Source organism: Xanthomonas sp. F14 (genome assembly GCF_014199865.1).
In genome coordinates, this window is sequence record NZ_JACHOM010000004.1 from 105,471 (window position 1) to 119,912 (window position 14,442).

At 64.4% G+C, this 14,442-nt stretch carries 14 protein-coding genes; 11 read left to right on the forward strand and 3 right to left on the reverse strand.

Annotated features, from left to right (window positions below; translation table 11 throughout):
- The first annotated feature begins 336 nt into the window (after nucleotides 1-336).
- From recF to GGR73_RS14570, 10 genes are all read left to right on the forward strand, one after another.
- On the forward strand, nucleotides 337-1,443 hold the full coding sequence (gene recF / locus GGR73_RS14525) for a DNA replication/repair protein RecF (protein ID WP_046345195.1): 1,107 nt from the start codon (nucleotides 337-339) through the stop codon (nucleotides 1,441-1,443).
- Between the two features lie 114 nt (nucleotides 1,444-1,557).
- A complete protein-coding gene (gene gyrB, locus GGR73_RS14530) occupies nucleotides 1,558-4,002 on the forward strand; it encodes a DNA topoisomerase (ATP-hydrolyzing) subunit B (RefSeq protein WP_016901840.1) in 2,445 nt (814 codons plus the stop codon).
- Nucleotides 4,003-4,069: 67 nt separating this feature from the next.
- Nucleotides 4,070-4,906 (forward strand): CPBP family intramembrane glutamic endopeptidase, encoded by an 837-nt coding sequence (locus GGR73_RS14535; protein ID WP_104577397.1) that lies wholly within the window; start codon nucleotides 4,070-4,072, stop codon nucleotides 4,904-4,906.
- A 62-nt stretch (nucleotides 4,907-4,968) separates the two neighbouring features.
- On the forward strand, nucleotides 4,969-5,775 hold the full coding sequence (locus tag GGR73_RS14540) for a M48 family metallopeptidase (RefSeq protein WP_016901838.1): 807 nt from the start codon (nucleotides 4,969-4,971) through the stop codon (nucleotides 5,773-5,775).
- 152 nt (nucleotides 5,776-5,927) lie between these two features.
- Nucleotides 5,928-7,124 carry a tetratricopeptide repeat protein gene (locus GGR73_RS14545; RefSeq protein WP_065033262.1) on the forward strand — a complete coding sequence of 399 codons (1,197 nt, stop codon included), beginning with the start codon at nucleotides 5,928-5,930 and terminating at the stop codon, nucleotides 7,122-7,124.
- A gap of 153 nt (nucleotides 7,125-7,277) precedes the next feature.
- The gene (locus tag GGR73_RS14550) at nucleotides 7,278-7,949 is read left to right on the forward strand and encodes an energy transducer TonB (RefSeq protein WP_046345197.1); all 672 of its coding nucleotides are present in this window, start codon (nucleotides 7,278-7,280) and stop codon (nucleotides 7,947-7,949) included.
- A gap of 85 nt (nucleotides 7,950-8,034) precedes the next feature.
- Entirely contained in the window at nucleotides 8,035-8,796 is a 762-nt protein-coding gene (exbB, locus tag GGR73_RS14555) for a TonB-system energizer ExbB (RefSeq protein ID WP_005912445.1), read from the forward strand.
- A gap of 45 nt (nucleotides 8,797-8,841) precedes the next feature.
- On the forward strand, nucleotides 8,842-9,264 hold the full coding sequence (locus GGR73_RS14560; protein WP_011035268.1) for an ExbD/TolR family protein: 423 nt from the start codon (nucleotides 8,842-8,844) through the stop codon (nucleotides 9,262-9,264).
- Between the two features lie 3 nt (nucleotides 9,265-9,267).
- The gene (locus GGR73_RS14565; RefSeq protein ID WP_011035269.1) at nucleotides 9,268-9,678 is read left to right on the forward strand and encodes an ExbD/TolR family protein; all 411 of its coding nucleotides are present in this window, start codon (nucleotides 9,268-9,270) and stop codon (nucleotides 9,676-9,678) included.
- A 353-nt stretch (nucleotides 9,679-10,031) separates the two neighbouring features.
- Nucleotides 10,032-10,439 carry an ExbD/TolR family protein gene (locus GGR73_RS14570; RefSeq protein WP_184457569.1) on the forward strand — a complete coding sequence of 136 codons (408 nt, stop codon included), beginning with the start codon at nucleotides 10,032-10,034 and terminating at the stop codon, nucleotides 10,437-10,439.
- A gap of 127 nt (nucleotides 10,440-10,566) precedes the next feature.
- Here the strand turns inward: GGR73_RS14570 and GGR73_RS14575 are convergent, their stop codons facing one another.
- The 3 genes from GGR73_RS14575 to cls form a co-directional block, all read right to left on the reverse strand.
- Nucleotides 10,567-11,334 carry a pyridoxine 5'-phosphate synthase gene (locus GGR73_RS14575; RefSeq protein ID WP_184457572.1) on the reverse strand — a complete coding sequence of 256 codons (768 nt, stop codon included), beginning with the start codon at nucleotides 11,332-11,334 and terminating at the stop codon, nucleotides 10,567-10,569.
- A gap of 10 nt (nucleotides 11,335-11,344) precedes the next feature.
- Nucleotides 11,345-11,614, reverse strand: coding sequence for a hypothetical protein (locus GGR73_RS14580; protein WP_024939143.1), 270 nt, complete (start codon nucleotides 11,612-11,614; stop codon nucleotides 11,345-11,347).
- 74 nt (nucleotides 11,615-11,688) lie between these two features.
- Nucleotides 11,689-13,149, reverse strand: a complete 1,461-nt coding sequence (cls, locus tag GGR73_RS14585) for a cardiolipin synthase (RefSeq protein WP_046345200.1) — start codon at nucleotides 13,147-13,149, stop codon at nucleotides 11,689-11,691.
- 135 nt (nucleotides 13,150-13,284) lie between these two features.
- Between cls and GGR73_RS14590 the strand changes: the two genes are divergently transcribed.
- Entirely contained in the window at nucleotides 13,285-14,379 is a 1,095-nt protein-coding gene (locus GGR73_RS14590) for a PA0069 family radical SAM protein (RefSeq protein WP_046345201.1), read from the forward strand.
- Nucleotides 14,380-14,442 lie beyond the last annotated feature (63 nt).

The window sequence follows — 14,442 nt, forward strand, 5'->3', positions numbered from 1 at the left end:
CCGGTTTTTGAGTTATGCACATCGCGCTTTGCTTTTAAATCTATAAATAATTTAAGAGCTTGGTGGTGATGGTAGGGCCAGATTTCGCCGGAAACTACCCTATGTGTTTGTTTTTAAATTACTTTTAGACCTCGAAACCCTGTGTCTAGACCCGTGTAGAGAGGTCGGCAACCTGTGGATAAGCGGGAGCGGCTGCTCGGGCCTGGTTTTTATCCACAGGTTGTCCCCTGCCTGTCCCCTCGGGTCGCCTCACGTCTGCACGGGCAGGATCCGCATCGATCACGTATCCTCCGCTCCGACCGGGATGCCGGATCACAGCGCAGAGCAGACCGATCGATGCACGTAGTGCGGTTGTCCATCCATCGACTTCGTCGTTTCGAGACCGTCGACCTCCACCCCGCCAGTTCCTTGAACCTGCTCACCGGCGATAACGGCGCGGGCAAGACCAGCGTGCTGGAAGCGTTGCATCTGATGGCCTATGGCCGCAGCTTTCGTGGCCGTGTGCGCGACGGGCTGATCCAGCAAGGCGCTGGCGATCTGGAAGTTTTTGTGGAGTGGCGCGAAGGAACCGCCGCGACCGGGGAACGCACGCGGCGGGCGGGGCTGCGCCATAGCGGCCAGGAATGGACGGGTCGGCTGGATGGCGAAGATGTCGCCCAGCTGGGCGCCTTATGTGCCGCTCTGGCTGTCGTGACCTTCGAGCCCGGCAGCCACGTGTTGATCAGTGGCGGCGGCGAGCCGCGGCGGCGCTTCCTGGACTGGGGGCTGTTCCACGTGGAACCTGACTTCCTGGCGCTGTGGCGGCGCTATGCGCGAGCGCTCAAACAGCGCAATGCCTTGCTCAAGCAGGGCGCGCAGCCGCGCATGCTCGATGCCTGGGATCATGAACTCGCCGAATCCGGCGAAACGCTCACATCGCGTCGTCTTCGCTACCTGGAGCGCCTGCAGGAGCGACTGATTCCGGTCGCCACCGCAATCGCTCCGTCGCTCGGGCTATCCGCGCTGACGTTCGCACCGGGCTGGAAGCGCCATGAGGTGTCGTTGGCCGACGCGCTGCTATTGGCACGCGAGCGTGATCGCCAGAACGGCTACACCTCGCAGGGACCGCACCGAGCCGATTGGGCGCCAGCCTTCGATGCATTGCCGGGCAAGGATGCGCTCTCCCGCGGCCAGGCAAAGCTCACCGCCCTCGCCTGCCTGCTGGCGCAGGCCGAAGACTTCGCCCATGAGCGCGGCGAATGGCCAGTGATCGCTCTGGACGACCTGGGTTCGGAGCTGGACCGCCACCACCAGGCACGCGTGTTGCAGCGCCTGGCGTCCGCGCCAGCGCAGGTGTTGATCACCGCAACCGAAATGCCGCCCGGTCTGGCCGAATCCGGCAAGCTGCTGCATCGGTTCCACGTGGAACACGGCAATGTGGCCGTGCTGACGCCCTCCGCGTAACCGTCGGCGGCGCAGGTGGGCCGACTGGTATAATTTCCGGGCTATCCCCCTTTTCCCACGGTGCGATGCGGCTCCTGCCGCCTGCGCCCGTGTTGTGGAGCTAACGGCACACGCATGACCGACGAACAAAACACCTCGCCCACCCCCAACGGCACCTACGACTCCAGCAAGATCACTGTGCTGCGTGGCCTGGAAGCCGTCCGCAAGCGCCCCGGCATGTACATCGGCGATGTCCATGACGGCACCGGCCTGCATCACATGGTGTTCGAGGTGGTCGACAACTCGGTCGACGAAGCCCTGGCCGGCCATGCCGACGACATCGTGGTCAAGATCCTGGTCGATGGATCGGTTGCGGTGTCCGACAACGGCCGTGGCGTGCCGGTCGACATTCATAAGGAAGAAGGCGTCTCGGCGGCGGAGGTGATCCTCACCGTGCTGCACGCCGGCGGCAAGTTCGACGACAACAGCTACAAGGTATCCGGCGGCCTGCACGGCGTGGGCGTGTCGGTGGTCAATGCGCTGTCCGAGCACCTGTGGCTGGACATCTGGCGCGACGGCTTCCACTACCAGCAGGAATACGCGCTGGGCGAGCCGCAGTACCCGCTCAAGCAGCTGGAAGCCTCGACCAAGCGCGGTACCACGCTGCGCTTCAAGCCATCCGTGGCGATCTTCAGCGACGTCGAGTTCCATTACGACATCCTGGCGCGCCGCCTGCGCGAGCTGTCGTTCCTCAATTCGGGCGTCAAGATCACCCTGATCGACGAGCGCGGCGACGGCCGTCGCGACGATTTCCACTACGAAGGAGGCATCCGCAGCTTCGTCGAGCATCTGGCGCAGCTCAAGTCGCCGTTGCACCCGAACGTGATCTCGGTGACCGGCGAGCACAATGGCATCGTGGTGGACGTGGCCCTGCAGTGGACCGACGCCTACCAGGAAACCATGTACTGCTTCACCAACAACATCCCGCAGAAGGATGGCGGCACCCACCTGGCCGGCTTCCGCGCCGCGCTGACGCGTGTGCTGAGCACCTACATCGAGCAGAACGGCATCGCCAAGCAGGCCAAGGTCGCGCTCACCGGCGACGACATGCGCGAAGGCATGATCGCGGTGCTCTCAGTCAAGGTGCCCGACCCCAGCTTCTCCTCGCAGACCAAGGAAAAGCTGGTCAGCTCGGATGTGCGTCCGGCGGTGGAAAACGCCTTCGGTGCGCGCCTGCAGGAATTCCTGCAGGAGAATCCGAACGAAGCCAAGGCCATCACCGGCAAGATCGTCGACGCCGCCCGTGCGCGCGAAGCCGCCCGCAAGGCGCGCGACCTGACCCGCCGCAAGGGCGCGCTGGACATCGCCGGCCTGCCCGGCAAGCTGGCCGACTGCCAGGAAAAAGACCCGGCGCTGTCCGAACTGTTCATCGTCGAGGGTGACTCGGCAGGTGGCTCGGCCAAGCAAGGCCGCAACCGCAAGAATCAGGCGGTGCTGCCGCTGCGCGGCAAGATCCTCAATGTTGAACGCGCGCGTTTTGACCGCATGCTGGCCTCCGACCAGGTCGGCACCCTGATCACCGCGCTGGGCACCGGCATCGGCCGCGACGAGTACAACCCGGACAAGCTGCGTTACCACCGCATCATCCTGATGACCGACGCCGACGTCGACGGCTCGCACATCCGGACCCTGCTGCTGACCTTCTTCTACCGGCAGATGCCGGAGCTGATCGAGCGCGGCTACATCTACATTGGCCTGCCGCCGCTGTACAAGCTCAAGCAGGGCAAGAGCGAGCTGTATCTGAAGGACGACGCGGCGCTCAACGCCTACCTGGCCAGCAACGCGGTCGAAGGCGCGGCGCTGATCCCCGCCACCGACGAGCCGCCGATCACCGGCGAGGCGCTGGAAAAGCTGTTGATGCTGTTCACCAGCGCCAACGAGGCGATCGCGCGCAACGCACACCGCTACGACCCGGCGCTGCTCACCGCGCTGATCGACCTGCCGCCGCTGGACGTGGACAAGCTGCAGGCCGAAGGCGAGGTGCATCCCACCCTGGATGCGCTGCAGGCGGTGCTCAACCGCGGCACCCTCGGCACGGCGCGCTACCAGCTGCGCTTCGACCCGGCCACCGATGGCGCCTCGGCGTCGCTGGTGGCGGTGCGCAGGCACATGGGTGAGGAATTCACCCAGGTATTGCCGATGGGCGCGTTCGAAAGCGGCGAGCTGCGTCCGCTGCGCGAGGTCTCGCTGGCCCTGCACGACCTGGTGCGCGAAGGCGCGCAGATCGTGCGCGGCAACAAGACCCACCCGATCACCAGCTTCGCCCAGGCGCATGCCTGGCTGCTGGAAGAGGCCAAGCGCGGCCGCCAGGTACAGCGCTTCAAGGGCCTGGGCGAAATGAACGCCGAACAGCTGTGGGAAACCACGGTCAATCCGGACACGCGTCGCCTGTTGCAGGTGCGTATCGAAGATGCCGTGGCCGCCGATCAGATCTTCAGCACCTTGATGGGCGATGTGGTCGAGCCACGCCGCGACTTCATCGAGGACAACGCGCTGAAGGTGTCCAACCTGGACATCTGAGCCACCGTTGCCCGTCGGCGCACCGCTCAGGCGTTGCGTCGACGCCTGCGGTTTTTTCAGGACGACGATGAGCGCAGATCCTTCCCCGCGGCCGGTACCGACGCCGGCCGCCGGCACCGCCCCGCTGTTGCCGCCATTGCTCGGCTTCGGCATCGATGTGCTGATCGCCACCGGCCTGCTGCTGTCGCTGAGCGTGGCCGGGTTCGCGCTCTGGGGCGTGTTCCGCGGCGTCAGTGCCGTGCAGGCTGCCAAGGCGCAGGGCCTGACGCTGTCCTCGAGCGAGATCATGGCCACCATCGGCCAACCCGGCGTGCTGGTGCAATTGCTCACCGCGTTGGTCAGCACCGCCTCGCCGGCGCTGCTGCTGTATTACTGGCGCCGCCGTGCGACCGCAGACGAACACCGGGCCTCGCGCGCCGCCGCGAGGCGTGCCTCCACCTGGGGTTGGACCGCGCTGATCGCGGTTGGCGTGTTCCTGCTCAGCAATCTGGTCAGCGTCGCGGCGTCGGCGTTGGGCATCAAACCGGTGCCGACCAACCTGCCGCTGATGGAAGAAGCCATCAGGCAATGGCCGCTGGCGCTGGTGGTGTTTGCCGTGGCGATCGCCCCGGCGTACGAAGAATTGCTGTTCCGTCGCGTCTTGTTCGGCCGCCTGCTCGCCGCCGGCCGGCCCTGGCTGGGCATCGCGCTGAGCAGCGCGATCTTTGCGCTGGTGCACGAAGTGCCCGGCGTCAGCGGCAACGGACCGGCTGCCATCGTGCAGCTGTGGCTGGTGTACGGCGGCATGGGGGCGGCGTTCGCATGGCTGTACTGGCGCACCGGCACGCTGTGGGCACCGATCGTGGCGCATGGCGTCAACAACGCCACCGCCCTGGCGGCACTGTACTTTTTTGGCATCGGCTGAGCCGTTTGACGAAAAGTTAAGACGAGCCTGCCAAAATGCCCCCAGGGTTCAAGGGGGATTGAATGAAAGCCAGGCTGTTGATCGTTGTCGCCGTCTTTGCACTGACGGCATGTGCCACCACAACCTCGCCGACCGGCCGCCGACAGGTGGTGGGAGGCGTCACGCAGGACCAGCTCGACAAGCTTGGCGCCGAATCGTTCGCGCAGACCAAGGCCAAGGAAAAAGTCAGTACCGACGGCAAGCAGAACGCCTACGTGCAGTGCGTGGTCAATGCGCTGGTGGCGCAGCTGCCGCCGCAGTGGCGCGAAACCCGCTGGGAAACCGCGCTATTTGTCGATAACGAAGCCAACGCCTTTGCGCTGCCCGGTGGCAAGGTGGGCGTGAACACCGGCATCTTCACTGTCGCCAAGACGCAGGATCAGCTGGCCGCCGTGCTCGGGCACGAAATCGGGCATGTGATCTCCCGCCATCACGAAGAGCGCATCACCCGCCAGCTCGGCGCGCAGACCGGTCTGGGCATCATCGGCGCGCTGGCCGGTGCGGCCTACGGCGACGGTGCCGCCAGTGCGGTCAACCAGGTCGGCGGGATGACCGCCCAGACCGTGTTCCTGCTGCCCGGCTCGCGTACCCAGGAGAGCGAGGCCGATGTGGTCGGCCAGCGGCTGATGGCCCAGGCCGGCTTCGACCCTGCCCAGGCCGTGACGCTGTGGCAGAACATGATGGCCGCCAGCGGCAATCGCCAGCCGCAGTGGCTGTCCACCCACCCCGACCCCGCCAATCGCATCCGCGAACTGCAGGCAGACGTCAATCAACTCGAACCGGTTTACCAGCAGGCGCGACAGGACGGGCGCGTGCCGCGTTGCGGCTGATTTCGCAGCGCTCACGTACCGAATGTCGCAACACAGCATGGAAACCGTTTTCGGGAACTGAGACTTTCTGCTAAGTTTGCCGGCTCAGATTTTTCGTACAGCGTTTATTCCGCTTTTCGTACCGCCCGACGGCGGCTCGTCCGAGGTGAAACATGAAACTGCTCAACCGCAAGCAAGCCCTGTTGTCCCTGTTCATCGCCGCGTCCCTGGGCGGGGCTGTCGTCACCGACGCGGTTGCGCAGTCGGATCGGTCGTCCGAGCGCGCCAGCCGCAAGTCCAAGAACAGCGGCAAGGCCGAAGAGTTGTATCCGCAGTCCACCCGTGCCGCGCCGACGATCAAGCCCTCCTCCAAGATGGGCAGCAAGCTGCAGAAGCTGATCGAAACCTTCAACAAGGGCGAAGACTTCCCGGCCGTGCGCAGCCAGGCCGACGAGATCCTCGCCAACAGCTCGGCCAACGAAGCTGACAAGGCGCTGGCCTCGCAGCTGGCCGCCCAGGCGGCGTACAACATGGACGACACCGCCGCTGCCAAGAAGTACCTGCAGCAGGCGATCGGCCTCAATGCGCTGGACAACAACGGCCAGTTCCAGTCGATGCTGATGCTGGCGCAGTTGCAGATGCAGGACGACCAGCAGGCCGAAGGCCTGGCCACGCTGGACAAGTATCTGGAAGAGAGCAAGTCGCAGCGTCCGGAAGACCTGATCCTCAAGGGCCAGGCGCTGTACCAGGCCGAGCGCTACAAGGAAGCCATTCCGGTGCTGAAGCAGGCCATCGCCGCCTCGCCCGAGCCGAAGGACACCTGGAACCAGTTGCTGATGGCGTCCTACGCCGAAGCCGGCCAGACCGGTGAAGCGGTGGCCGCTGCCGAAGCGCTCGCCGCCAAGACCCCGAACGACAAGAAGGCCCAACTCAACCTGGCCAGCATGTATATGCAGGCCGACCAGATGGACAAGGCCGCCGCAGTGATGGACAAGCTGCGCGCTGCCGGGCAGTTGACCGAAGAAAAGGAGTACAAGCAGTTGTATTCCATCTACGCCAACACCGAGAACAAGGAAAAGGACGTCATCGCGGTCATCAATGAAGGTATGCAAAAAGGCATCCTTAAACCCGATTATCAGACATACCTTGCGCTGGCACAGTCGTATTACTACAGCGACGACGTGCCCAAGGCGATCGAGAATTGGCAAAAGGCCGCACCGCTTTCCAAGGACGGCGAGACCTATCTGAATCTGGCCAAGGTGCTGCATTCGGAAGGTCGCATCCCGGAGGCCAAGCAGGCCGCGCAGCAGGCAATCGCCAAGGGTGTCAAAAAACCTGATGACGCCAAGAAGATCATCAATCTGAAGTAAAAAAGAAAATAAACCCCCGAAATCCCTGTGTTTTTAGTGGTTACAGGACTCGGGATTGGTATAAGCTTGGGGGTTCCTGCGGTGTCAAAGCCGTCCGAAAACCTGGGGATCATCACAGTGATCCGGGGCCCCCACTGAAAGAGCCATTGGCGCATGACGGAACAACTCGTTATCCACAGGCATGACTATGATGCCGGGAACCAGGGTCTGAGCTGGGCCCGCATTATCGGCATTGCTTTCGTAATTGCCTTGCACCTCACTGCACTGATGATGTTGCTGATCCCTGCAGTGGCGCCGAAGGCTCCGGCAGAGAAGGAGCGCACCACCATGGTCACCTTGGTGGATGCACCGCCTCCTCCCCCGCCGCCGCCGCCGCCGCCGCCGCCGGAAGACAAGCCGCCACCGCCGGTCAAGAATCTGTCGCCGCCGAAGCCGTCACCGGTTCCGCCGCCGCCGGAAGCTCCGGTTGTCGATGTTCCCGAACCGCGTCCCAGCGATATCGTCACGCCGCCGAGCCCGCCGGCTCCGCCGCAACCGCCGAGTGACATCGGCGCCAGTGTCGATATCTCGTCCAAGAACATGAACCCGCCGAAGTACCCGCCGGCTGCATTCCGTGCCGGTGTCCAAGGTGAGGTCATCCTGATCGTGGATGTGGATGCCAACGGCAACGTGACCAATGTGTCGGTCGAAAAGTCCAGCCGCAACCGCGACCTTGACCGTGCCGCGATGGACGCAGCACGCAAGTGGAAGTTCAACGCCTCCACTGTCAACGGGCAGAAAGCCGCCGGACGTGTCCGCGTCCCGGTCAACTTTGCTCTGAACTGATCCCACGGGCCGGCCACGGTCGGCCCAGGATCCTGTCTTCCTTTCGCTCCACCCTTCATCACCACACACAACAAAGGTAAGCGTCATGCTGCAGGAATTCTTTATCGCCGCCGCTGCAGGGGGCTCCAATCCGTCGGCCGCCCTGTCGCAGATGGGCTTCGAGCACTTGATCACTGAAATGACGTCCAGCCCCGGCGATTTCGCCGTGTCCTGGGTCGTTCTGATCACCCTGATCGCCATGTCCGCTGCCTCCTGGTACTGGACTGTCATCAACATCTTCCGTGCCACCCGTCTGAAGAGCGCGGCTGACCGCGTCACCACCGCGTTCTGGGATGCCCCGAATGCACAGGACGCCATCCGCGCCATGGAAGAGCAGCCGGCTTCCGAGCCGTTCTCCAAGATCGCACTGGACGCAGCGCAGGCTGCTGCTCACCACCAGCGCGCCGAAGGCAGCACCGGTGGTCTGGGCGAGAGCCTGAGCCGTTCGGAATTCGTCGATCGCGCCCTGCGTCAGGCCGTGACCCGCGAAAGCACCAAGCTGCAGTCGGGCATGACCCTGCTGGCCACCGTCGGTGCGACCGCGCCGTTCGTCGGTCTGCTCGGTACGGTGTGGGGCATCTACGGCGCGCTGATCAAGATCGGTGCAACCGGTTCGGCCTCCATCGACGCCGTTGCCGGCCCGGTGGGTGAAGCGCTGATCATGACCGCGATCGGTCTGTTCGTCGCAATCCCGGCCGTGTTCGCGTTCAACTTCTTCTCCAAGGTCAACAGCTCGGTGATTGCCAAGTTCGACACCTTTGCCCACGACCTGCACGACTTCTTCGCCACTGGTTCGCGCGTTCGCTAATCCGTAGTAAAGAACGACTTCGCAACGATTTAGACGGAGCCCGTTATGGCCTTCAGTAGTGGAAACAGCGGTGGCCCGATGGCCGACATCAACGTGACGCCCCTCGTGGACGTGATGTTGGTGCTGCTGATCATCTTCATCATTACGGCACCGCTGATGTCCCATAAGGTCAAGGTGGAGCTGCCAGAGGCCAACCTGATCCAGAAGGAAGATGCGGAGAAACGCGCCGCGCCGATCACCCTGGCCGTCAAGGAAGACGGGTCGCTGTACTGGAACGACGAGCCGATTTCCAAGGAAGCCTTGGAATCGCGCCTGTCCACCGCCGCACAGCAGACACCGCAGCCGCCGCTCAATTTGCGTGGCGACCGCACGACTAAGATGCGTACGATCAACGAGATCACCAAGATCGCGCAGGGTCAGGGCATGTTGGACGTCGGCTTCGTCGCAACCAAAGAGAAGGGGCAGTAAGCCATGGCATTCAGTACCGGTGGAAACCGCGGCCCAATGGCCGACATCAATGTCACGCCCCTGGTGGACGTGATGTTGGTGCTGCTGATCATCTTCATCGTGACCGCGCCGATCATGACCTACCCGATCGCCGTGGATCTGCCGCAGCGGGTGCTCAACCCGCCACCGCAGACGACCGAACCGCCGCCGCCGATCGAGTTGCGGATCGACGCCAGCAACCAGGTGTTCTGGAACAACAGCCCGACCCCGGTCGCGCAGTTGCAGCAGAAGATGGAAGAAGTGGTGCAGGCCGATCCGACCAATCAGCCGGAACTGCGCATCGACGCCAATGAAGATGCGGAGTACGAAGTGATGGCCAAGGTCCTCGCTGCGGCGAAGAACTCGCAGATGAAGAAAATCGGCTTCATGCAGTAAGACATCGCAAGACCGCAACACAACAGTCATGACGCGACTGCAACGCCACCGGAAACGGTGGCGTTTTTTTATGCTCGATCAATGGGGTGGTTGCTGCCGCTATGTTCGACGCGCATGCATGCGGCCGGCTGTTTGCCAGGACGTGATATCCGTTTCCCGGGCACCGGGCGAGTGATGCATGCAGTGACCCTCAGGTCGTCCGCGCAAGCAAACCGCCGGAGGTGCAGCGGCAAGTCGCAACGGCAAGCTTCGGGGCTCGGCCTGCCAGAGGCGTCTGCCCTGCCCTTCCCTCACTGCCAACCAGGTGTATGCTCGAGCGCGCAGCACCCACGCTCATAGCACAGGAGGCAGTCATGGCTTTCAGTACGGCAGGCAATCGGGGACCGCTGGCGGAGATCAATGTCACGCCGCTGGTGGATGTCATGTTGGTGTTGTTGATCATCTTCATCGTCACCGCTCCGATGCTGGCGCGGCCAATCACGGTGGACCTGCCACAGCGCAGCGAGCACGCCCAGTCACGCATGGAGCCGCCTGCACCGATCGGGTTGCGTGTGGACGCCAGCGGGCAAGTGTTCTGGAATGCCAGCCCGATAACGCTGCAGCAATTGCAGCCCAGGTTGATCGAACAGATGCGCCAGGCAGCCGGCAATCAGCCAGAGCTGCGCATCGCCGCCAGTGCGGATGCCGAATACGCGGTGATGGCCAAGGTGCTGGCTGCAGCCAAGAATGCGCAGGTGGATCGCATCAGTTTTGTGCAGTAAATGGGTGATTAACCAGCCTGGTAAATCAGCCGCAAGTCATCGATAACGATTGCATCGGGGCAGAAGCCCTGCCCCGATTCAATATCCGGTAACCAAGCAACGCAACCATATAATCGACTTGATTATCTCAAGCGCTGATCGATGCGCCGCGCAGTATGTCCAGATAGGCGCGCACGGTCGCATCCAGGCCTTGATACAAGGCTTCGCTGATCAATGCATGGCCGATCGAGACTTCGAGCACGCCCGGGACAGCGCCCAGAAAGTCGCCGAGATTGGCCTGCGACAAATCGTGGCCGGCATTGATGCCCAGACCTGCGGCCGCGGCGCGCTGCGCTGCGTGGGAAAACAGCTTGAATGCAGCATCCGGCTGGCCGCTCAGATGCGCGTGCGCATATGGGCCGGTGTACAACTCGATCCGGTCTGCACCGAGTGCTGCCGCCTGCGCGATAGCGGGATTTTCGGCATCGACAAACAGACTGACGCGAGCACCGATGGCCTTGAACGAGGTGATCAGCGTGGCCAGTTGGGCGGTGTCCTGGGCAAAATCGAAACCGTGGTCGGACGTCAGTTGTCCATCGCCATCCGGTACCAGGGTGACCTGTTCGGGGCGGGTGGCACGACATAAGTCCAGCAGGCCCGGATAACCGTCGCGCGGCGGCGCGAACGGGTTGCCTTCGATATTGAATTCGACACCGTGCTCGCGTGTCAGCGCGCTCAGCGCCAGCACATCGTCGGCGCGGATATGCCGCTGGTCCGGGCGCGGGTGCACGGTGATGCCGTGCGCACCGGCGGCAATGCAGGTGCGTGCGGCCTGCACCACATCCGGATCGTGGCCGCCGCGCGAATTGCGCAACACCGCGATCTTGTTGACGTTGACGCTGAGCTGGGTGGTCACTGCGTCGGTCTCAGGCCTGCGGCTCGCCGTCGCGCGTGGCGTTGAGGGCGGCCGCCTTGCGGGCTTCGGCGATCTCGCGCAGACGGCGCAGCTCGGCCGGGTCGATCAGGCTACTGGTGTCGCGCTGGGTATCGCCCATGCGCGAGGCGAACCAGCCGCGCGTCCACAGCAACAGCAACAGCAGTGCCACCAGCAGCGAGGCCACCAGCAACCACACGTGCGGCGTGCTGAACGCCAGCACCAGCGCACCCAATGCCATAAGCAGAAACAGCCAGTGCATGACGAGCTCCCCGATCAGTGGCGGCAGTGTAGCGCCGCGCCCGGCATGGTTCCACGTGGGCGCGGCGATGCGGCTCAGAGCAGCGGTGACAGCAGCCGTGCGCAGGCTTCGGGCAGCCGCGATCGCCACAATGGCCGGTGGCGGGCGAAGCGCACTTCCTGCGCCTGCTGCAGGTCGGCGTCGATCAAACCGGCCAGCTCGGCGGCCACCGCCTGGTCGCGGAACAGCATCGACAGCTCGAAATTCAGGCGAAAGCTGCGGCTGTCGAAATTGGCGCTGCCGACGATGCAGACCTCGTCGTCGGCCAGCAACGCCTTGGTGTGCAGCATGCGCGGGCCGTATTCGTAGATGCGCACGCCGGCCTCGAGCAGCTCGTCGAAATACGAACGCGCCGCGTAGGTGACCAGACGCGAGTCGCTGACGCGCGGCACCAGCAGGCGCACGTCCAGGCCGCCCAGTGCGGCCGAGGTCAGCGCCATGCGCGCGGCCTCGCCGGGCACGAAATACGGCGTGACCAGCCAGACCCGATGCCGGGCTTCGTGAATCGCAGCGACCATCAGCCGGTGGATGGACTCCCACGACGAATCCGGGCCGGAGACCAGCACCTGCGCGTCGACATCGCCCTGCGCACGGCTCGGCACGTCTTCGGGCCATAGTTGCTGGCCGTGGAAGGCAGCGCGGCCCTGCCCGGTGGCGTACAGCCAGTCTTCCAGGAACACCAGCTGCAGGCTGCGCACCACGTGGCCCTGCAGGCGCATGTGCAGGTCGCGGTAAGCATCGCTGCGGACCTGCTCGTTCTCTTCGTCGGTGACGTTGATGCCGCCCGTGAAGCCGATCCTGCCGTCGACCACGACCACTTTGCGGTGGGTGCGCAGGTTCAACCACGGCCGCTTGAACGGCTTGAGCAGCTGGGATGGATGGAACCAGGCGGTCTCCACCCCGGCCGCGCGCAGCGTGCGCAAGCTGCGCCGGGTCATCGCCGACGAACCCACCGCATCCATCAGCAGGCGCACCTTGACCCCGGCGCGTGCGCGCTCCATCAGCGCATCGCAGATCGCGGTGCCGCTGTGGTCGGGCTGGAAGATGTAGTACTGCAGATGGATATGGTCGCGCGCACCGCGGATGGCCTCGATGATGGCCGCATAGGTGGCCGCGCCATCGACCAGCCAGTGCACCTCGGTGGCGCTGCTGGGGGCCAGCCCGGTAGTGGACTGGGCGATCTTGGCCAGCTCGGTGCAGTCTGCATCCGGCGGGCAGACGCTGCTATAGCTCTCCATGCCCGAGCGCGAACGGCCGCGCCGCAGTCGCTGGCGTTTGACCTTCTGCGGGCCGAGCCAGTAATAGATCAACAGGCCCAGGTACGGCAGCGCCGCCAGCGACAGCACCCAGCTGAGCGTGGCCACCGGCTCGCGCTTCTGCAGCACGATCCAGCTGGCGATCCACAGCAGGTACAGCACGTAGGCGGCGAGGAGAAGCGCTTCGAGGTGGGGAATGGTGGCCAGCCACTCCCACGCGCCCTGTACGGATGCGAGCATGCGCGGATTCTACGGGGCGCACGTACCACTGCGGTGAGCGTGGGGACGATGCGATCGCCGCGCCGGGTCTGAAAGCTTCATCGTGGCGCGCCCCTGGTCGCATCGATTGAGACCCGCCGGCCGTACGATGACGCGATGGCAACAGCGATCAAGGGCCGTGGGGCGACCGGCCATCTGCCCGGACGCTTCGAAACCACCACCCAACAACCGGTGGACGATGGCTGGTACGCCGACGACGGCGAGGAGTTCGCCGCGCCGGCGCTGCGCACCCAGGTCACCGAGGAAACCGCGCGCAGCATCATCAGCCGCAATCAATCGCCGGACATCGGCTTTTCGCAATCGGTCAATCCGTATCGTGGGTGCGAGCATGGCTGCAGCTACTGCTTTGCGCGGCCCTCGCATGCCTATCTCAATCTGTCGCCCGGGCTGGATTTCGAGACCAAGCTGTTCGCCAAGACCAACGCGCCGGAGCTGTTGCGCCGCGAATTGTCGCGCCCGGGCTATGTGCCCAGCCCGATCGCACTGGGCATCAACACCGATGCCTACCAGCCGATCGAGCGCAAACGCGCACTGACGCGGCGCCTGATCGAGGTGCTGTGGGAAACCCGGCACCCGTTCACGCTGATCACCAAGAATGCGCTGGTCACGCGCGATCTGGACCTGCTTGCACCGTTGGCACGCGAGGGCCTGGTCAACGTGCATTTTTCGGTGACCACGCTGGACCCGCATCTGTCGGCCAGGCTGGAACCGCGCGCATCCGCACCGCATGCCCGCCTGCGCGCGATGCGGGCACTGCACGAGGCCGGCGTGCCGGTCGGGGTGATGGCCGCGCCGGTGATCCCGTGGATCAACGACCATGAGCTGGAAGCGATCCTGCAGGCCGCGTCCGCCGCCGGCGCGCACAGTGCCGGCTATGTGTTGTTGCGGCTGCCGCACGAAGTGGCGCCGCTGTTCCGCGACTGGTTGCAGACCCATCACCCGCAACGCGCCGGGCACGTGATGAGCACGATCCAGCAACTGCGCGGCGGCAAGGATTACGACAGCGCCTTCGGCACACGCCTGCGCGGCCAGGGTGTCTATGCAGAGTTGCTCGCACGCCGCTTTGCGCTAGCCCACCGCCGCAGCGGTTTCGACGCACGCGACATGCCGGCATTGGACACGACCAAGTTCCGCCGCCCCGCTCCGCCGGCCAAGCCGGTGCCGCAGTCGCCGCAAGGCAGTCTGTTCTAGGGGCGGGGATTGGGGATTTGGGATTGGGGATTCGTAACAGCCGACGCACTGCAATGACCGGCC